Source organism: Paenirhodobacter populi (genome assembly GCF_004022215.1).
Taxonomy (GTDB): domain Bacteria; phylum Pseudomonadota; class Alphaproteobacteria; order Rhodobacterales; family Rhodobacteraceae; genus Rhodobacter; species Rhodobacter populi.
Genome location: NZ_SAUZ01000003.1, coordinates 110,385 through 130,180, shown reverse-complemented (window position 1 = coordinate 130,180; position 19,796 = coordinate 110,385). Strand labels below are relative to the sequence as shown.

Below are 19,796 nucleotides of genomic sequence, written 5' to 3'. Positions count from 1 at the left end.
ATTGACTTCCCTCTGTTCCGGCATCATGGTGTGGCACGGACAGGCAGACGCCTGATCCCGAGTGCCGCGCCGGACCGACACGGACACTGGTCGGAACCACTACGGAGGCAGGAATGCTGGCTCCTTTCCTCATCATGCTGCGCGAGGGGCTGGAAGCGGCCCTGATCGTCGGCATCATCGCGGGCTATCTGCGCCAGACGGGGCGGGGGCACTGGCTGCCCGCGGTCTGGATCGGGATCTTCCTTGCCGTGGCACTGTCGCTGTTCACCGGGGCGGCGATCCAGCTTCTTTCGACGGGCTTCCCGCAAAAGGCGCAGGAACTGTTCGAGGCGCTGATCGGCCTTTTGGCGGTCGCCGTGCTGGTCGGCATGGTGTTCTGGATGCGGCGGGTCGCGCGCTCGATCCGGACGGAACTGCACGCCTCGGTCGACGCGGCACTGAACACGCGCGAGGGCGGGGCCTGGGCGCTGATCTTCATGGTGTTTCTGGCCACCGCGCGCGAGGGGCTGGAATCCGTCTTCTTCCTGCTCGCCATTTTCCAGCAAAGCCCAAGTGCCGCCGCTCCGGTGGGGGCGCTGCTCGGCCTGCTGGTCGCCGTCGCGGCGGGTTGGGCGATCTATGCGGGGGCGCTGCGGCTCGACCTGCGGCGCTTCTTCCGCTGGACGGGAGTGTTCATCCTCTTCGTCGCGGCGGGGCTTCTGGCGGGCTCGCTCCGCGCGCTGCACGAGGCCGGGCTGTGGAATTCCATGCAACAGGTGGTCTTCGACCTCGGCCGGGTGCTGCCCGAAAGCAGCCCCTTCGGCACCGTCCTCTCGGGCCTTCTGGGCTACCGCGAGGCGCCGACACTGGGCGAGGTGATCATCTATCTGGTCTTCCTCGCCGTGACGGTGCCGCTGTTCCTGCGCCCGCAACCGGCCGCACGCCTTGGAAGGGTGTCCGATGTCTGATCCCGCCTCGAACCGGCATCTGTATTGGGCCGTCGCGGCGGCGGCCTGCCTTGCCGTCGCGGGCGGCGCGGCCTTTTACTACGCCACGCTGAAGAACGCCGAGGCGGCGCGCGGCCAGACGGCGGACCGCACCGTCACCATCACCGCCACCGCCTGCGAGCCGATGGAGCTTTCGGTCCCCGGCGGCAGGCGCAGCTTCGAGATCATCAACGCCTCGGACCGGCCAATCGAATGGGAAATCCTCGACGGGGTGATGGTGCTGGCGGAGCGCGAGAACATCGCCCCCGGCTTCCGCGCCGGGCTGACGGTGCAGTTGCAGCCGGGCAGCTACCAGATGGCCTGCGGGCTGCTGTCGAACCCGCGCGGCACGCTGATCGTGACCCCCTCGGACGAGGCGGCGCAGGCGGCCTCCGAGGTGACCTTGCGCAAGTTCCTCGGGCCCCTGTCGGAATACCGGGTCTATCTGGTGATGCAGGGCAATGCCGCGCTGAAATCGGCGCAGGATCTGCGCGCGGCGATCGCTTCGGGGGACGTGGCGGCGGCGCAAACCGCATGGGCGGCGGCGCGGCTGCCGTGGCGGCATATCCAGCCGCTCGCCTATCGCTTTTCCGATCTGGAAGGCCGCATCGACGCGCGCGCGACCTATCTTGCGGGGCGGGAGGAGGATCCGGCCTTCACCGGCTATCACCGCCTCGAATACGGCCTGTTCGCCCGCAATTCGACCGAGGGCCTGCTGCCCGTCGCCGATCAGCTTGTCACCGATCTGGAGATATTGAAGACCCGCCTGCGCGAGGCGCCGCTGGACCCGCAACTGCTGATCTCGCTCCCCGTCGATACGGTGGACCGCATCGCGCAGGGGCAGATCACCGAGGGCGAGAACATCTATGCGGGCAACGACCTCGCCGATCTTCAGGCGAGCGTCGAGGGGGTGGCGAAACTTGTCGGATTGCTGCGTGCCGTCGTCGCCCCGGTCGATCCGCGGCTTGACGAACGGATCGGCGCCCGGCTGGCGCAGGTTCAGGCGGATATCGACGCGCTGAAGCAGGGCGGGGGATTTCCCCCCTATGCCACGGTCCCCGCCGACCGGCGCGCGGCGCTGGCCACGGACATGACCGGGCTCGGGGCCGCGCTTGGCGCGTTGCAGGACGTGATCGGGATGAACTGAGATGGGACAATCGGACAGGGATACGGGACCCAGCCGCCGCCGCGTGCTGATCGGACTGGGCGCCGGTGTGGCCGGGGCCTTCGCGCAGGAGGCCGCGGCCGATGCGCCGATGGTCAACGACGCCCCGCATGGCGATGCGCAGACCGCGGCGCAGTCGGTGCCGTTCCACGGGCCGCATCAGGCGGGCATCACCACCCCGCGTCCGGCGGCGGGGATCATGGTGGCCTTCGATCTGGCGATCACCGGGCCTGAGGATCTGGACCGGATGCTGCGCCTGCTGACCGAACGCGCCGAGTTCCTGACCCAGGGCGGCCCGGTGCCGGAACGCGATCCGCGCCTGCCGCCCGCCGATTCCGGCCTGCTCGGCCCCGTGGTCGCGCCCGACAACCAGACGATCACCGTGGCGCTTGGCGATGCCCTGTTCGAGCGGTTCGACTGGCTTCGCCCGTTGAAGCCCGCGCATCTGCAGCGGATGGTGCAGTTTCCGAACGACGCGCTGGTGGCGGGGCAGTGCCACGGCGACATGACCATCCAGTTCTGCGCCAATCTGCAGGACACCAATATCCACGCGCTCCGCGACATCATGAAGAACCTGTCGGAATTCCTCGTCATCCGCTGGATGCAGCAGGGCGACGTGCCGCCGGTGCCGCCCGCGCCCGATGGCTCGACCCCTTCGGCGCGGAATTTCTTTGGCTTCCGCGACGGTTCGGCCAATCCGGACTCGAACGATGCCGCGCTGATGGACCGCATCGTCTGGGTGGGCGCGGAGGAACCCGCATGGGCGCGGGGCGGCAGCTATCAGGCCGTGCGGCTGATCCGCAATTTCGTCGAACGCTGGGACCGCACGCCGCTTGGCGAACAGGAACGCGATTTCGGCCGGCGCAAGATGTCGGGGGCGCCGCTCGACGGCGGCCCGCATGCGACAGAACGCGACGTGCCCGATTACGCCCGGGACCCCGAGGGGAAGATCACGCCCCTCGACGCCCATATCCGGCTGGCCAATCCGCGCCGGCCCGAGACGGAAAAGAACCTTATCCTGCGCCGCGCCTTCAACTATTCGAACGGCGTGACGAAGAACGGCCAGCTCGATCAGGGCCTGCTGTTCATCTGCTATCAGGCCGATCTGGATGCCGGCTTCATCGCCGTGCAGAACCGCCTGAACGGCGAAAAGATGGAGGAATATCTCAAACCCTTCGGCGGCGGCTATTTCTTTGCCCTGCCGGGGGTCGCGGGGCCGGGGGATTACCTCGGCTCCGGACTGATCGCCGCAGCCAGAAGCCTCTGACTTCACGCCAATCCGGATTCATCACACAGGAGAGACCGATATGGTCGCATTTCATCTGAAGACGACGGCGCTCGCACTGGCCTTCGCGGCCGGCATGGCGACGCAGGGCATGGCCGCGGAGCCCACGCTCGATCTGGTCGGGCCGCTGTCGGAATACAAGCTCTACGTGGCCGAGAACACCGCCCAGCTTGTCACCGACACCGAGGCCTTCGTCGCCGCGATCAAGGCGGGCGACGTGGAAAAGGCCAAGTCGCTCTTTGCGCCCACGCGGATGAGCTATGAACGCATCGAGCCGATCGCCGAGCTGTTCTCGGACCTCGACGGGGCGATCGACGCGCGCGCCGACGATTACGAAAAGGCCGAGGCGGACGAGGCCTTCACCGGCTTCCACCGGATCGAATATGCGCTCTGGGTCGAAAGCTCGACCGATCCGGTGCAGGGCTATGCCGATCAGTTGCTGACGGATGTGAAGGCGCTCGATGCGCGGATCAACGAACTGACCTTCCCGCCCGAAGTCGTCGTGGGCGGGGCCGCCGCGCTGATGGAAGAAGTCGCCGCCACCAAGATCTCGGGCGAGGAGGATCGCTATTCCCGCACCGACCTGTGGGATTTCGACGCGAATTTCGCCGGATCGGAAAAGATCTATGACCTGCTGAAGCCGCTGATCGCGGAAAAGGACCCGGCCTTCGTCACCAAGACCGATGCGAATTTCAAGGCGGTCGATGACGTGCTGGCGAAATACCGCAAGGACGGCGGCTATGTGTCCTATGTCGAGCTGACGGATGCCGACCGCACCGTTCTGTCGACGCGGGTGAACACGCTGGCCGAGGATCTGTCGACGCTGCGCGGGATGCTCGGGCTGAACTGAGGTCTGGAATCGGGGTCTGTAACCGGGGGTGCGAGCGGATGGGTCGCAGGGGGCCAGCCCCCTCGCGCATTCGCGCTCACCCCCGGGATATTTATGGAAAGATGATGGGAAAAGGGGGGTGAGGCGCGGGCTGTGGCGAGGACCGGGTCAGGGTTCCGTCACGGGCGGCTGCGCGGCGGCTTGCGGCTTCACCGCCGGTTGTTTCGCCGGAGCAAGCACCACCGGCCGCAGCAGCAGCGAGGCGATCAGCGCCAGCCCCGCGGTGCCCGCCGCCACCAGATAGACATCGAGGAAGGCGGCGCGATAGGCGGCGGCCACGGATTGCGCTACCGCCGGGGGCAGGGCGGCGATCTTGGCGGGGGTCAGGCTGGCCACGTCGCCCGCGCCCTGGATCACGCGATGCGCGAGCCTTTCGGACAGGATCGCGCCGTAGATGGAAATCGCCAGCGACGCCCCTGCCATCCGCGACAGCGTGACCGCGCCCGTCGCCGCGCCGACATCGCGCGCGGGCGCCGAGACCTGCGCCCCGATCACCGGCCCCTGCTGGCCCAGCCCGATCGCGATGCCCTGACCCAGAAGCAGCGCGGCCAGCGCCCAGAACGGCGTGCCGAGCGGCACGAAGGCCAGCCCCCCGAGGCACAGCACCGAAAAGCCGAAGCCCAGCACCAGCCATGGCTTGTAGACCCCGGTGCGGTCGATCAGCCGCCCGGCGCTGAGCGAGCCGATGGCGATCCCGCCCGTCACCGCGATGAAGAACAGCCCCGCCGAGGCGGGCGACAGCCCCGTCGTCATCTGCAGGAACAGCGCGTGGTAGTTCACCATGCCGATGGCGATGGCGCCGCTTGTCACCGCGACGACCAGCAGGAGGCCGAAGTTCCGGTCGCGGAACAGGGCGAGCGGGATGATCGGTTCCGGGGCGCGCCGCTCGATCCTGATCCACAGCGCCACCGCGAGGACGGAGATCACCGGCAGCACCAGCGCCGCGGGCGCGAGCAGGGAGCCGAACATGGATTCGCTGTCCGCCCAGAGCACGACGCCCGCAACCGCGACGGCCAGCGCCAGCGCCCCGGCATAGTCGATCTTCGGCGTCCGGTCGGGGCGCCAGCGCGGCAGCAGGATCAGCAGCGCCGTCACCACCACCGCCCCGATCGGCAGGTTGATGAGGAAGATCGAGCGCCAGCCGAAGGTCTGGCTCAGCCCGCCGCCGAGCGCCGGCCCGATCGAGCCCGACGCCATCAGCACGAGGCTCGAAAAGCTCTGGTATCTGGCTCTTTCGCGCGGCGGAAACAGGTCGGCGTTGATGGCGAAGATCGACACCATGATCCCCCCGGCGCCCAGCCCCTGCAACACCCGCGCGGCGATCAGGCTGTCCATCGACCAGGCCATCCCGCAGGCGAGGGAGCCGAAGGTGAACAGCGCCACCGCGGTGATCATCACGTATTTCCGCCCGAACAGATCGCCGAGCTTGCCATAGACCGGCATGATCGCGCTTTGCGCCAGCAGGTAGGACGAACTGATCCAGCCGAACCGTTCCAGCGCGCCGAATTCGCCGATGATCGTCGGCAGCGCCGTCGACACGATCTGGTTGTCCAGCGTCGCCATGAACATGCCCAGCATCAGGAAGCAGAAGATCACCAGCCGCAGCCGGGGGGTGACCGCCGGGCGTTCGGCGGGACTATCGGCGGGCAGCGCGGCGGTCGTGGGCATGGAGCGACTTTCGGTGGGCGGCTTTCGGATTGCGGCTTGCGTCTAAAAGTGTGATATTAGCACATATATGTCAATGTCAACCAATCTGGGTGAATATGGCCATGCCGCCGGACAGGGAACAGGAGATCGCCCGCATCTCGGATGCGATGGGGCGGTTGCGCGTGCTGATCGGGCGGCGGGTCATCGGGCGCCGGGTGCTGGACCGGGTGGCGCCGATGCTTGATCTGTCGGATCTGGACGTGCTGGGACTGGTGCCCGCGCAGGACGGCGGGGAAGAGGTCTCGGTCGGCGACATCGCGCGGGTGCTGCGGATCCATCCCTCGCGCGCCAGCCGGCTGGTGGCGGAACTGGTGGAGAAGGGCTTCCTGCTGCGCGCCGTGTCGCAGCGCGACGCCCGCCGCGCGGTGTTGCTGCGATCCGACAGCGGCAACCGCATCTGCACCGAGATCCGCCAGATGAAGCGCGAGGTGATCGGCGAGATCGTCGGCGACTGGCCCGAGGCGGATCTTGCGGATTTCGCCCGCGCCTTCGAGACCTTCATCCTGTCGTGGGAGGAACGGCTCACCCCGCCGTCGTGATCCGGAGCGGGGCGTTGACGCCCCGGCCGCGATGATATCTTGTCACCGATGCGCCCTGCTGCGGAGGCTTGCATGTCCCATATCCCCGGCTCCGAGATATCCGGCCCGGATGCGGATCCGATCTTCCGGGTCCTTCTCGACAGCACCCCGCCCGCCGTGACCGGCGACGAGGCGCAGGCCCTGCTTGCCCTGCACTGGGGGGTGGAGGGCGCGGCGGAAAGCCTGCCCTGCGAACGGGACACGACCTTTCGCATCCGCACGGACGGCCCGGGCTACACGCTGAAATTCGCCAATCCGGCCGAACCCGCCGCCGATACGAACCTTCAGACCGAGGCGCTGTTGTGGCTGGAACGGCAGGCGCCCGACCTGCGGGTGCCGCATGTGGTGGCGGCGCGCGACGGGCGCCACGAGGTGCCGGTGACGCTGCCCGACGGACGCACGACGGTCGCGCGGCTGCTGAGCTGGGTCGAGGGCACGCCTCTGGCGCATGTCGGCGCGGGGCCGCAGACGGCGGCGCAGATCGGCGATCTTGCCGCCCGGCTGGGGCTGGCGCTGCGCGATTTCCGCCACGAGGCCGCCGCGCATGAAATCCTGTGGGACATCCGCCATGCCGCGCGGCTATTGCCGCTGGTCGAGGCGCTGCCCGATACCCCTTTGCGCGCGCGGCTGCACGCCGAACTCGACCGCTTTGAAACGCGCGTCCTGCCCTGTCTGCGGGGCCTGCGCTGGCAGGTGGTGCACAACGACATGAACCACCACAACCTGCTGGTCGATCCCGCCGATCCCGGACGGGTGACGGGGGTGCTCGACTTCGGCGACATGGTGAAGACGCCGCTGATCGTCGATGTGGCGGTGGCGGCGAGCTATCTGATCCACGGTGCGCCGGATCCGGTGGCGCCGATCCTGCGGATGGTCGGGGCCTATCACCGGGTCGTGCCGCTGCGCCGCTCGGAACTGGTGCTGCTGCGCGATCTGATCGTCGCGCGGCTGATGACATCGGTCGTCATCAGCCGGACGCGGGCGCGGCTTTACCCGCAGAACGCCGCCTATATCCTGCGCAATCACGATGCGGCGCTGGACGGGCTGGCGCGCTTTGCCGCGCTGCCGCCCGGCGCGGTGACCGAGGCTTTCGTGCATGTCCTGCGCTGATCTGGCGCGATCGTGATGGGGGCGGGGCTTCCCCCGCGCGGCGATCTGGCCAAAGCTGGTCCCGACCCAACGACGAAGGACCGGACCGATGACCTCGCTGATCCCCCGCCGCCTGATGTGGATCGTTTCCGCGGCGCTGCTTCCGCTGGCCGCGCCCGCGCAGGATTTCAATGCCGCACCCCCGAACGCCCCGTCGCAAAGCCCGGCCTTCCCCGGCCAGACCCGCGCCCCGGTGATATCCTCGGCCGAACCTGCGCAGCAGGTGATCGCGCGGCTCGACAGCCCGTGGGGCATGGCGGAGCTGCCCGACGGCGGCTGGATCGTCACCGAAAAGGCCGGGCGGCTGCGGATCGTGTCGCCCGAGGGCGCGGTCTCGGACCCGGTCGCCGGTGTGCCGGATGTCGATGCGCGCGGGCAGGGCGGGTTGCTGGACGTGGTTCTGGCCGACGACTTCGCCACCTCGCGCCAGCTGTTCTGGAGCTTCTCGGAACCGCGCGAGGGTGGCAATGCCACCGCCGTCGCCACGGGGATCCTGTCGCCCGACGGCACGGCGCTGTCCGACGTGCGGGTGATCTTTCAGCAGAACCCGGCATGGAACTCGGACAAGCATTTCGGCTCGCGATTGGTGCTCGATGGGCAGGGCGGGCTGTTTGTCACCACGGGCGATCGGTCCGTCACGCAGGCGCGGCCCCTGGCGCAGGATCCGCAGAGCGGGCTTGGCAAGGTGATCCGGATCGATCTGGCCGGCGGCAGCGCCGAGGTCTGGACCATCGGCCATCGCAACATCCAGTCGGCGGCGATCGCGCCGGATGGCTGGCTTTGGGTCGTCGAACATGGCGCGCGCGGCGGGGATGAGCTGAACCTGATCGAGAAGGGCAAGAATTACGGCTGGCCGGTGGCGAGCTATGGGGTGGAATACAGCGGCGGGCCGATCGGGCAGGGCGCCACGCAGGCCGAGGGGACCGAGCAGCCGGTCTATTACTGGGATCCGGTCATCGCGCCGAGCGGCATGGCCTTCTACGACGGCGCGCTGTTCCCCGAGTGGCAGGGTGACGCGCTGATCGGCGGGCTGCGCGGACAGGCGCTGGTGCGGCTGAAGATCGAGGACGGCAAGGTCACCGGCGAGGCGCGCCACCTTCAGGGGCAGGGGCGGATCCGCGACGTGACCGTTGCGCGCGACGGTGCGGTGATGGTGCTGACCGACGGGCCGGGCGGCGCGCTGATCCGGCTGACGCCGGGCGAGGACGCCTAGCCGCGCCCGGCCGCGCCCGGCGACGAGATCTGGACGTGCCGCGCGATCCTTTGCGCGATGATCGAACACAACAGCAGCTGCGAGATGTGATAGATCATCGTCGGCAGGATGATGGCGCCGACGCTGGCCGCCGGGAACAATGCGCTGGCGATGGGCAGGCCGCTTGCAAGGCTCTTGGTCGAGCCGCAGAAGAACAGCGCGCTGCGATCCGGGCCGGGCAGGCGCAGCCCGCGGCCCGCGGCGGCCATCGCCGCGAAGGCCAGCGCCAGAAACACCGCGATCACCCCGAAAAGCAGCAGCAGCCGCGACGCCGGCACATGCGACCACAGCCCCGCCACGGTGCCCGCGCTGAAGGCCGAATAGACGATCAGCAGGATCGAGCCACGGTCGACGATCATCGTCAGCAGCTTGTGCCGGCGGATGAAGGCGCCGATCCACGGCCGCACCAGTTGCCCGGCGACAAAGGGCAGCACGATCTGTTCGCCGATCTTGATCACCGCATCGGCGGAAACCCCGCCGCCGTCGCGGTGCAGCACCAGCGAGACCAGCGCCGGCGTCAGCACCACCCCCACCATGTTCGACAGCGAAGCGGCGCAGATCGCCGCCGGGATGTTGCCCCCGGCGATCGAGGTGAAGGCGATCGAGCTTTGCACGGTCGAGGGCAGCAGCGACAGGAACAAAAGCCCCGTGGTCATCTCGGGCCCCAGCACGCCGCCGAAGACCGCCGCCAGCCCCAGCCCCAGCACCGGAAACAGCACGAAGGTCGCCCCCAGCGTCAGCCCCTGCAACCGCCAGTTCAGCAGCCCCGCCCGCACCGAGGCCGGGTCGAGCTTGGCCCCGTAGACGAAGAACAGCAGCGCGACGGCCCAATAGGTGGCGAAATGCAGCACCTCCGCCGCCATGCCGCGCGCGGGCAGCAGCGCCCCGAGCAGCACCATCGCCACAAGCAGCATCATGTAGCCATCGATGCCAAGCCTTCTGAGGTAGCCCATCTCCGTCTCCGCCACAGGCCGGAGGTCCGGCTCCCGTCCGGCTGCGCCGACATGCCGCAGCCCCGCACCCCTGATAGCGGGGCTGCGGTGGGGGTTCAAGAAGGTCAGATCCGTTCGATGGCCAGCGCGATTCCCTGACCGCCGCCGATGCACATGGTGATCAGGCCGCGCCGCCCGCCGGTGCGTTCCAGATGATAGAGCGTCTTTACCGTCAGGATCGCCCCGGTCGCGCCGATCGGATGGCCAAGCGCGATGGCCCCGCCGTTCGGATTGACCTTTGCCGGATCAAGGCCAAGCGTCCGGCTGACGGCGATGGCCTGCGCGGCGAAGGCCTCGTTCGATTCGATCACGTCGAAATCGCCGACGCTCAGGCCGGTCTTTTCGCACAGCCGCCGCACCGCGGGGATCGGGCCGTAGCCCATGACCTCTGGGCGAACGCCGGCGATGGCATAGCCGGTGATCCGGGCGCGCGGGGTGAGGCCCGCGGCCTCCGCCGCCTCGGCCCGCGCAAGGATCAGCGCCCCCGCCCCGTCGTTGATGCCCGAGGCATTGCCCGCCGTCACCGTGCCGTCCCGTTGAAACACCGGGCGCAGGCCGGCCAGCGCCTCGGCCGTGGTGGGGCGGGGATGTTCGTCGGTGTCGAAGGCGACGGGGCCCTTGCGGGTGCGAACCTCGACGGGCGCGATCTCTTCGGCGAAGGCGCCGGATGCGATCGCCGCCGCCGCGCGGGTCTGGCTTTCCAGCGCAAACGCATCCTGATCGGCGCGGGAGATGCCGCTTTCGCGGGCGACATTCTCGGCGGTGACGCCCATGTGACCGGTGCCGAACGGGCAGGTCAGCGCCCCGGTCATCATGTCGAGCGCGGTGACATCGCCCATCTTCTGGCCGAAGCGGGCCTGCGTCAGGATGTGGGGGGCGCGGCTCATCACCTCGACCCCACCGGCAAGGGCGAAGTCGGCATCCCCCAGTTGCAGCGCCTGCGTGGCCGAGACGATGGCCTGCGCCCCCGATCCGCACAGCCGGTTGACGTTCATCGCGGGCGCCTCGACTGGCACGCCCGCCTGCACCGCGGCAAGACGAGAGACATACATGTCGCGCGGTTCGGTGTTGATGACATGGCCAAAGACCACCTGCCCGATCCGTTCGGGTGCCAGCCCGGCGCGGGCGATGACCGCGCGGGCGATGGTCGCGGCCAGATCGGCGGGCGCGATCCCCGCAAGACTGCCGCCGAAAGTGCCGATCGCGCTGCGCGCGCCGGACAGGATGACAATGCCGGTCATGGTTCCCCCCATTCGTTTCGGGGGGAGATTAGTCCCGCCCCCGCCCGGGGGCGAGGGGGCGGGGCGCAAGTGACGAAACGTCACTCAGCCAAGCGGCACGCGCCCTTCGGGGGTCAGCAGCCAGGCATGCGTCCCCTCGATCACCGCGGCGGAAACCGGGCCGCCGTAGGCCGCGCTCGAATCCATGTTCAGCCGGTTGCCGTAATGGGTGGCGCTTTCGATCGCGGTATGGCCGTGGACGACCAGCACGCCGTGGTCGCGCGTGTCGTTCAGGAACTCGGCCCGGATCCAGAGCAGGTCATCCTCCGTCTGGCTGCGCAGATCGACGCCCGGCCGGATCCCGGCATGGACGAACAGCGCCTGATCGTGCAGGAACCGCACCGGCAGGCGGGACAGCCACTGGCGATGGGTGGGGGGAACCTTCAGCAGCGCCTCGGCATGGACCTGATTCAGATTGCGCTCCGCCGGGTTGACGATCCCGTAGGAGGTCAGCGTCGCCGCCCCGCCGACGCGGGGATGCAGCCATTCGACCTCGTGCGAAAGGTTCGGGTCATGGGCATGGGGATCGGTCAGCCAGCCGGTGAACAGCCGGTCGTGATTGCCGCGCAGCACGACCCAGGGCTCGCCCCGCGCCTGACCCTGCATGAGGTGTTCGATCACGCCGCGCGTCTCGCGCCCGCGGTCGACCAGATCGCCCAGATGGACAAGCGGCGCGGCGGTGTCGCCCGTTCGTTCGCGGTCCTGCCGGACCAGATCCTGCGCGACCTTCAGCAGGTCGAGATGACCGTGAATGTCGCCGATAGCATAGGCGCGCATGGGAACTCCGAAAGCAAAAGGCCCCCCGCCGTGGCGGAGGGCCCGGATAACATCCGTTTATGTACCTCAGGCGACGTTGAATTCCAGCGGTTTCACCTGCTGGAACAGGCCCGTGCCTTCAAGTTCCTTCACGACTTCCGGCGCGGCCGGCGCATCGAGATAGGCGATGGCGATCGCCTCGCCGCCTTCGGCCGAGCGGCCAAGGGTGAAGTTCGCCACGTTGACCTTGTTGTCGCCAAGCAGCGTGCCCAGCTTGCCGATGATGCCGGGGACGTCCTTGTTGGTGGTATACAGCATGTGCTGGCCCACCTCGGCGTCGACGTTGATCCCCTTGATCTGGATGAAGCGCGGCTTGCCATCCGAGAAGCAGGTCCCCGCGACGGCACGTTCGCGGATGTCGGTGACGACGGTGACCTTGATGTAGCCGTCGAACACGCCCGACTTGTCCTGCGTGGTGGTCGAGATCTGGATCCCGCGTTCCTTGGCGATGACCGGGGCCGAAACCATGTTCACGTCCGGGTTGGCGCGCTTCATGATGCCCGCGATCACGGCGCAGTCGAGCGCCTTGAGGTTCATCTTCGACACGGTGCCGTCATAGGTGACGTTGATCGCCTTGATCGGCTCGTCCGTCATCTGCCCGACGAAGGAGCCGAGGTATTCCGCGAGCTTCACCCACGGCCCCATGACCTTGGCTTCCTCGGCGGTCATCGAGGGCAGGTTCAGCGCGTTTTCCACCGCGCCGTCGAGCAGGTAGTTCGACATCTGCTCGGCCACCTGAAGCGCCACGTTTTCCTGCGCCTCGGTCGTCGACGCGCCAAGGTGCGGCGTGCAGACCACGTTCGGCAGGCCGAAGAGCACGTTTTCCGTTGCCGGTTCCACCGCGAAGACGTCGAGCGCGGCACCCGCCACATGGCCCGATTTCAGCAGATCGGCCAAAGCCTGTTCATCGACCAGACCGCCGCGGGCGCAGTTGATGATCCGCACGCCCTTCTTGGTCTTTTCCAGCGCCTCGCGCGACAGGATGTTGCGGGTCTGCTCGGTCAGCGGCACATGCAGCGTGATGAAATCGGCGCGCTTCAGCAGGTCGTCGAGTTCGACCTTCTCGACGCCCATCTTGTCGGCCTTTTCCTGCGACATGAAGGGGTCATAGGCGATGACCTTCATCTTGAGTCCGAGCGCGCGGTTGCACACGATGCCGCCGATGTTGCCCGCGCCGATCACGCCAAGGGTCTTGCCGGTCAGCTCGACCCCCATGAATTTCGACTTTTCCCATTTGCCGGCATGGGTGGAGGCCGAAGCCTCGGGCAGTTGCCGCGCGACCGCGAACATCATCGCGATCGCATGTTCGGCGGTGGTGATCATGTTGCCGAAGGGCGTGTTCATCACGATCACGCCGCGTTTCGACGCCGCTTCGCGGTCGACGTTGTCGACGCCGATCCCGGCGCGGCCGATGACCTTCAGCTTCTTGGCGTTCTCGAGCAGCTTTTCGGTGACCTTGGTGGCCGAGCGGATGGCAAGGCCGTCGTAGTCGCCGATGACGGCGGCGAGGGCTTCCTTGTCCTTGCCCAGATCGGGGCGGAAATCGACCTCGATGCCGCGATCCTTGAAGATCTGCACGGCGGCGTCGGAGAGTTTGTCGGAAATGAGAACCTTGGGGGCGGCCATGACGGGGCTCCTGAATAGGGGGATGAAAGGGCGGGCCGGAGGTGGCCCACCACGCTTTCATGAATAGGGGTGGATCAGGCGAGTTCGGCCTGCGCCGCGATCTCGGCCTCGAAGGCATATTCGATCCAGGGCATCAGCGCCTCGACGTCCGCCTTTTCGACGGTCGAGCCGCACCAGATCCGCAGGCCCGGAGGGGCGTCGCGATAGGCACCGGCATCCAGCGCCACGCCTTCCTTCTCAAGCCGTTTCGCAACGGCCTTGGCGAAGGCGGCGCCATCCTTGATCCGCGCATCGGTGAACTTCAGGCAGACCGAGGTGACCGAGGCATTGGCCGCATTGTTCGCCAGATTGGCGATCCACGGCTTCGTCGCGACGAAATCCGCGACGACCTTGGCATTGCCCTCGGCCCGCGCGATCAGCGCCTTCAGCCCGCCGATCTTCTGCGCCCATTTCAGCGCGACGAGGTAATCCTCGACACAGAGCATGGACGGCGTGTTGATCGTCTCGCCGACGAAGATGCCTTCGTTCAGCTTGCCGTTCTTGGTCATGCGGAAGATCTTCGGCAGCGGCCATGCGGGCTTGTAGCTTTCCAGCCGTTCGACCGCGCGGGGCGACAGGATCAGCACGCCGTGGCCGCCTTCGCCGCCCAGAACCTTCTGCCAGGAGAAGGTCACGACGTCGAGCTTGTCCCACGGCAGGTCCATCGCATAGGCCGCCGAGGTGGCGTCGCAGATGGTCAGGCCTTCGCGCTCGGCCGGGATGTCGTCGCCATTCGCCACGCGCACGCCCGAGGTGGTGCCGTTCCAGGTGAAGACGACGTCGGTGTCGAAATCGACGGTCTTGAAGTCGACGATGTCGCCGTAATCGGCGGTCTTGACCTCGGCATCCAGCTTGAGCTGCTTCACCACATCGGTGACCCAGCCGGCGCCAAAGGATTCCCAGGCGAGCATGGTGGTCTTGCGGGCGCCCAGAAGCGACCAGAGCGCCATTTCGACGGCGCCGGTGTCCGAGGCGGGAACGATGCCGATGCGGTAATCCGCGGGCACGCCCAGAATGTCACGGGTAAGGTCGATCGCCTCTTTCAGCTTGGCCTTGCCGATGGTGGCACGGTGCGAACGGCCCAGGGGCGCGTCGGCAAGCAGCTCGAGGGAGAAACCGGGGATCTTCGCGCAGGGGCCCGAAGAAAAACGCGGATTAGCCGGCCGCGTGGCCGGAGCGGGGGTCGCCATGTCTGGTATCCTTTCAGATAAACGCCTCTCGTTGGGAAGAGGTGTCCCGCCGCTGCGGATACCCCTCTCCTGAAAGACAATCAAGAAAAAAGATGCCTGCGGCCCGGATTACGCGAAGGCGCCCCGGCAGCCCGCCGTCAGGCGCGCCTCACACCGGCCGGAAACGCATGGCTCAGAAGGCGCGGAGACATCGCCCGGCGAATCGCCCCGGTCCTGCATTCAGGGCGCTTCCTTGCGGAACGGTGGCCTTTCGTGTTTCCATAAATATCCCGGGGGTGAATTTGCCGTCAGGCAAAGAGGGGGCTGGCCCCCTGCCTCCCTCTCCGCCCGCGCGCCTTCAACATGACACACACGGCGTGAAACACACGGCGCGGGCCGTCAGATCAGGCTCAAGGCCTCGGCGGCGATGATGCTTTCCTCATCGGTGGGAATGACGAAAGCCTTCACCCGGCTGTCCTGCCGGCTGATGCGCAGGGCGCCCGCCTCGTTGGCCGCGGGATCGAGCGTCAGTCCCAGCCAGCCCAGCCGTTCGGCCACCATGGCGCGGATGCGGGGCTGATGCTCGCCGATGCCGGCGGTGAAGACCAGCCCGTCGAATCCGCCCAGAGTCGCGGCGAGCCGCGCCACCTCTCCGGCGATGCGGTGACAGAACAGCTCGATCGCCTCGGCGGCCTCGGGGCGGTCGCTTTCCAGCAGCTCGCGCGTGTCCGCCTCGAACCCCGAAACGCCCAGCAGCCCGCTTTCGCGGTAAAGCATGGTTTCGACCCGGGCGAGATCCCAGCCCATCGGCCCCATCAGATGCAGGATCACGCCGGGATCCAGCGCGCCCGAGCGGGTGGCCATCGGAATGCCCTCGATGGTGGAAAAGCCCATCGAGCTGTCGCGGCTGATGCCGTCTTGCATGCCGCACAGGCTGGCGCCGCTGCCCAGATGCGCGGCCACGATCCTTGCCCCCGGCGGCAGGCCGGTATCGCGCAGCGCCCCGGCGATGAAGCGATAGGACAGTCCGTGAAAGCCGTAGCGCCGGATCCCCTGATCGTGCAGCGCGCGGGGGATGGCGAAGCGGCGCACGACCGGCGCGTTGGTGGCGTGAAAGGCGGTGTCGAACGAGGCGGTCTGCCGCACATCGGGATAGAGTGCGCGCATCGCCCGGATCAGCCGGATGCTGTGTGGCTGGTGCAGCGGGGCCAGCACCGCCAGCGCCTCGATCCGGGCCAGCGTTTCGTCGGTCACGACGACGGGGCCGGTGAACTCGGCGCCGCCATGCACGACCCGATGGCCCACCACCGCAAGACGATCCAGATCGATCTGACCGGCGAGCCAGTTGAACGCCTGATGCAGCAGGGCGGTCAGGTCATCGGCCTCGGCCAGCGGCCAGGACAGCTGCCGATCATCCTTCGTCAGACGTATCTCGAACGGGGCGTCGCGAAAGTCGATCACCCCGCGTGCGATCGGATGCGTCGTATCGCAGGCGATCTCGTAAAGGCCGATCTTGATGGTCGAGGAGCCGGCGTTGAAGGTCAGGATCAGGTCGCGTTCCATCATACCGGCCCCTTCGCGGCGCGGCGCACGACCGCAAGTTTCGCCAGCGCGGCCGAGGCGATCCGCGCCGACAGCGGATCCGACCGGCTGGTCAGCACGATCGGCACCCGCGCGCCCAGCACAAGACCCGCCGCCGTCGCCCCGGCGAAATAGATCAGCTGCTTGGCCAGCATGTTCCCGGCCTCGAGATCGGGCACCAGCAGGATGTCGGCCTGCCCGGCGACGGGGGAGGTGATACCCTTGGTCAGCGCCGCCTCGGGGCTGATGGCGTTGTCGAAAGCCAGAGGCCCATCGACCAGCGCCCCGGTGATCTGCCCACGCGCTGCCATCACCGTCAGCGCGGCGGCATCGAGCGTGGCGGGCATCGCGGGGTTCACCGTCTCGACCGCCGCCAGAATGGCGACCTTCGGCTGTTCCATCCCCAGAAGGCGCAACAGATCGACGGCGTTCTGGCAGATGTCGCGCTTGTGTTCCAGCGTGGGCAGGATGTTGATCGCCGCATCGGTGACGATCACGGGCTTGCCATAGGCGGGCACGTCCATCGCATAGATATGGCTGATGCGGCGTTCCGTCCGCAGCCCGGCGGTTTTCGAGATCACCGCCCCCAGCAGCTCATCCGTATGCAGGCTGCCCTTGACCAGCAGCGACACCCGCCCCGCCACGGCCAGCTCCACCGCGCGGGCGGCGGCGGCGTGGCTGTGGGGGGTATCCTCGATCTCCATCCCGTCAAGGGACACGCCCGCCTCTTCGGCGGCGGCGCGGATCTTTGCCTCGGGGCCGACCAGCAGGGGGGCGAGCAGCCCTTCGTCGCGCACCTCGGCCGCGCCGAGGATCGCGGCCTTCGAGCAGGGATGCACGATCGCGGCGGGGACGGGCGGCAGGCTGCGCGCCTCGGCGATGAAGCGGTCGTAGCGGCTTTGGTGGCGGACCACGGCCTCGGGCAGGCGGCCGGTCGGCCAGAGGACCTTCGCCGTCGGAGCCTTGACCGTGGCGACACCTTCCAGCACCTTTTCGCCCTTCTGGTTGGTGCAGATGGTTTCCAGCCGGACGATCTGATGCGCCGCGGCCTTTTCCGTCACCCGGACGCTGGCGGTGATCGTGTCGCCCGGCGAAACGGGCCGCAGGAAGCGCACCTCCTGCCCGAGGTAGATCGTCCCCGGCCCGGGCAGCCGCGTGCCCAGCACCGCCGAGACCAGCGCCGCCGTCCACATCCCATGCACCACGATATGCCCGAAGGGGCCGGTGGCGGCGAAGCCCGCGTCCAGATGCGCGGGGTTCACATCGCCCGACACCGCCGCGAAGAGCGCGACGTCATCCTGACTGACGGTGCGGGCCAGAGAGGCCTGATCCCCGACGGCGAGTTCGTCGAACGTGTGGTTGGTCAGGATGTCGGCGGGCATGGGATCCCCCTTCTATTTCTGAAAGACATAGCTGCCCGGCGCATCGCACAGCGGCGGATAGCCGGCCGCGGGCGCACCCATCGGCGGCGGGGGACCGGGCGGGCCGGAGCGCGCGGCCAGCCATTCGCCCCATGCCGTCCACCACGATCCCGGCAGCGGTTCATGCGCGGCCATCCATTCGGCGGCGGGCAGCAGCGGATCGCCATGCGTGTAGCTGCCGATCCGGTAGCGGCGGCCGGGGTGGCCCGGCTTGCTGACGATGCCGGCATTGTGGCCGCCCGAGGTCAGCGCGAAGGTGATGTCGGCATCCATCAGCTGATGGATCTTGTAGACCGATTTCCACGGCGCGACGTGATCGCGCTCGGTCCCCACCGCGAACATCGGCAGGCGGATGTTCTGCAGGACCGCGGGCCGACCCTCGACCATGAAGCACCCGGCGGCGAGTTCATTGTCCAGATACAGCCGTTGCAGATATTCGGCGTGCATCCGCCACGGCATCCGCGTGCTGTCGGCGTTCCACGCCATCAGGTCGTTCATCGGGGTGCGTTCGCCCATCATGTAGTCCCGCACCATCCGCGACCACACCAGATCGTTCGAGCGCAGCAACTGGAACGCCCCCGCCATCTGGTCGGCGGACAGATAGCCCCGGTTCCACATCATGCTGTCGAGGAAATGCATCTGGCTGGCGTCGATGAAGAGCGCGAGTTCCCCGGGTTCGGTGAAATCGACCTGCGCCGCCAGCAGCGTCATCGAGGCCAGACGCCTGTCCCCCGTCCGCGCCATCGCGGCGGCGGCGATCGACAGCAGCGTGCCGCCAAGGCAATAGCCCGTGGCGTGGATCTTCGCCCCGGGCAGGATCGCGCCGATCGCCGCAAGCGCCGCCATCACGCCGAACCGGCGGTAATCGTCCATGTCGAGGTCGCGGTCCGAGGCATCCGGATTGCGCCACGAAATGGCGAAGACGGTGAAGCCGCGCCCCACCAGCCAGCGGATCAGCGAGTTGTCCGGGCTGAGGTCGAGGATGTAGTATTTCATGATCCATGCCGGAACGATCAGCACCGGCTCGGGGTGCACCTGCCCGGTCGCGGGGGCATACTGGATCAGCTCGATCAGGTGATTGCGGAACACCACCTTGCCCGGGGTGATGGCGACCGTCCGGCCCGGGGTGAAGGCCTCGACCCCCGGCGGCGGCTGCCCGGTCATCTGGCGCGAAACATCCTCGGCCCAGTTCTTCCAGCCCTGCCAGAAGTTCATCCCGCCGGTTTCCCATGTGCGGGCGAGGATTTCCGGATTGGTGAAGGGATTGTTGGAGGGCGACAGCATGTCGAGCCATTGCTTCGCCGCGAAGGACACCACATCCTCGTGGTGCTTCATGACGCCGGGCACTTCGTGGGTGACGTTGTGCAGCCATTGCTGGCCCAGCAGGAAGCCCTGCGCCATCCACGAAAAGGGCGGCTCGCGCCAGCTTTCGTGCACGAAGCGGCGGTCGCCCGGCAGCGGGTCGATGACCCAGGGCGCCTTCGGGTCGAAGGCGCTGCCCATCAGATGGGCGATCAGCCGGCCGGTCTTGCGCCCGGCCTTCCACACGAGTTCCGCCTGCTTGCCCGGCGCACCCGCGAGGTGGAGCCCCCAGTCGAAGAAGGCGAGCGCCGCCGAGCCGGGCGAGATGCCGCCCGTGAGCTGCCCGCCAAGGGCCTCGCGCATCCGGTCGATGGCCTGAAACGCCTCCAGCCCCAGTCTTTTGTCAGGGGTGGTGCCCGGCTGGTCGTGAACAGGCACCGAAGTCCGGACCAGCTCGCCCTTCATGTTCGACACGGTTGACATCTGCACCTCATGTCGCTGCTGTTCATAGCGGAAAACGTATTCGATCTTCTGTCAACTATGGTTGACCTGAATCAAGGCGCGACGCAAAATACCCTTC

16 protein-coding genes are annotated in these 19,796 nt (G+C 67.8%); 7 read left to right on the top strand and 9 right to left on the bottom strand.

Going from position 1 to position 19,796, the window contains the following annotated elements; translation table 11 throughout:
• Positions 1-113: 113 nt before the first annotated feature.
• From efeU to efeO (D2T30_RS03725), 4 genes are read left to right on the top strand one after another with little or no spacing between them, the layout of a single operon-like run.
• Complete coding sequence (gene efeU, locus D2T30_RS03740) at positions 114-947, top strand: iron uptake transporter permease EfeU (RefSeq protein ID WP_128207697.1); 834 nt, start codon at positions 114-116, stop codon at positions 945-947.
• The gene (gene efeO, locus D2T30_RS03735; protein WP_128207696.1) at positions 940-2,112 is read left to right on the top strand and encodes an iron uptake system protein EfeO; all 1,173 of its coding nucleotides are present in this window, start codon (positions 940-942) and stop codon (positions 2,110-2,112) included. The genes efeU and efeO (D2T30_RS03735) overlap by 8 nt, the downstream gene beginning before the upstream one ends.
• 1 nt (position 2,113) lies before the next feature.
• Positions 2,114-3,397, top strand: a complete 1,284-nt coding sequence (gene efeB / locus D2T30_RS03730; RefSeq protein ID WP_128207695.1) for an iron uptake transporter deferrochelatase/peroxidase subunit — start codon at positions 2,114-2,116, stop codon at positions 3,395-3,397.
• Positions 3,398-3,407: 10 nt separating this feature from the next.
• Positions 3,408-4,265: an iron uptake system protein EfeO gene (gene efeO / locus D2T30_RS03725; RefSeq protein ID WP_338325430.1), complete on the top strand. Its 858-nt coding sequence runs from the start codon at positions 3,408-3,410 to the stop codon at positions 4,263-4,265.
• Positions 4,266-4,412: 147 nt separating this feature from the next.
• Here the strand turns inward: efeO (D2T30_RS03725) and D2T30_RS03720 are convergent, their stop codons facing one another.
• On the bottom strand, positions 4,413-5,972 hold the full coding sequence (locus tag D2T30_RS03720) for an MDR family MFS transporter (protein WP_241651192.1): 1,560 nt from the start codon (positions 5,970-5,972) through the stop codon (positions 4,413-4,415).
• Positions 5,973-6,073: 101 nt separating this feature from the next.
• On the opposite strand from D2T30_RS03720, the gene D2T30_RS03715 reads away from it, so the two are divergent.
• The 3 genes from D2T30_RS03715 (at position 6,074) to D2T30_RS03705 (ending at position 8,951) form a co-directional block, all read left to right on the top strand.
• Complete coding sequence (locus tag D2T30_RS03715) at positions 6,074-6,550, top strand: MarR family winged helix-turn-helix transcriptional regulator (RefSeq protein WP_164884195.1); 477 nt, start codon at positions 6,074-6,076, stop codon at positions 6,548-6,550.
• Between the two features lie 72 nt (positions 6,551-6,622).
• Positions 6,623-7,699 (top strand): phosphotransferase, encoded by a 1,077-nt coding sequence (locus D2T30_RS03710; protein WP_164884194.1) that lies wholly within the window; start codon positions 6,623-6,625, stop codon positions 7,697-7,699.
• Positions 7,700-7,787: 88 nt separating this feature from the next.
• A complete protein-coding gene (locus D2T30_RS03705) occupies positions 7,788-8,951 on the top strand; it encodes a PQQ-dependent sugar dehydrogenase (protein WP_128207692.1) in 1,164 nt (387 codons plus the stop codon).
• On the opposite strand, the gene D2T30_RS03700 is transcribed toward D2T30_RS03705, so the two are convergent.
• The 8 genes from D2T30_RS03700 to D2T30_RS03665 all read right to left on the bottom strand — a co-directional run bounded on the left by D2T30_RS03700 (position 8,948) and on the right by D2T30_RS03665 (position 19,699).
• A complete protein-coding gene (locus D2T30_RS03700) occupies positions 8,948-9,943 on the bottom strand; it encodes a bile acid:sodium symporter family protein (RefSeq protein WP_128207691.1) in 996 nt (331 codons plus the stop codon). The two genes, D2T30_RS03705 and D2T30_RS03700, sit on opposite strands and share 4 nt — an antisense overlap.
• A gap of 104 nt (positions 9,944-10,047) precedes the next feature.
• The gene (gene bktB, locus D2T30_RS03695; RefSeq protein WP_128207690.1) at positions 10,048-11,223 is read right to left on the bottom strand and encodes a beta-ketothiolase BktB; all 1,176 of its coding nucleotides are present in this window, start codon (positions 11,221-11,223) and stop codon (positions 10,048-10,050) included.
• An 84-nt stretch (positions 11,224-11,307) separates the two neighbouring features.
• Complete coding sequence (locus D2T30_RS03690; RefSeq protein ID WP_128207689.1) at positions 11,308-12,039, bottom strand: metallophosphoesterase; 732 nt, start codon at positions 12,037-12,039, stop codon at positions 11,308-11,310.
• 66 nt (positions 12,040-12,105) lie between these two features.
• Positions 12,106-13,704, bottom strand: coding sequence for a phosphoglycerate dehydrogenase (gene serA, locus D2T30_RS03685; protein ID WP_128207688.1), 1,599 nt, complete (start codon positions 13,702-13,704; stop codon positions 12,106-12,108).
• Between the two features lie 74 nt (positions 13,705-13,778).
• The gene (locus D2T30_RS03680; RefSeq protein WP_164884193.1) at positions 13,779-14,933 is read right to left on the bottom strand and encodes a phosphoserine transaminase; all 1,155 of its coding nucleotides are present in this window, start codon (positions 14,931-14,933) and stop codon (positions 13,779-13,781) included.
• Between the two features lie 378 nt (positions 14,934-15,311).
• Positions 15,312-16,478 carry an acetate/propionate family kinase gene (locus D2T30_RS03675; protein WP_241651191.1) on the bottom strand — a complete coding sequence of 389 codons (1,167 nt, stop codon included), beginning with the start codon at positions 16,476-16,478 and terminating at the stop codon, positions 15,312-15,314.
• Positions 16,475-17,875: a bifunctional enoyl-CoA hydratase/phosphate acetyltransferase gene (locus D2T30_RS03670; protein ID WP_128207687.1), complete on the bottom strand. Its 1,401-nt coding sequence runs from the start codon at positions 17,873-17,875 to the stop codon at positions 16,475-16,477. Before D2T30_RS03670 ends, D2T30_RS03675 begins: the two co-directional genes overlap by 4 nt.
• 12 nt (positions 17,876-17,887) lie before the next feature.
• Positions 17,888-19,699: a PHA/PHB synthase family protein gene (locus D2T30_RS03665; protein WP_164884192.1), complete on the bottom strand. Its 1,812-nt coding sequence runs from the start codon at positions 19,697-19,699 to the stop codon at positions 17,888-17,890.
• Positions 19,700-19,796: the final 97 nt, after the last annotated feature.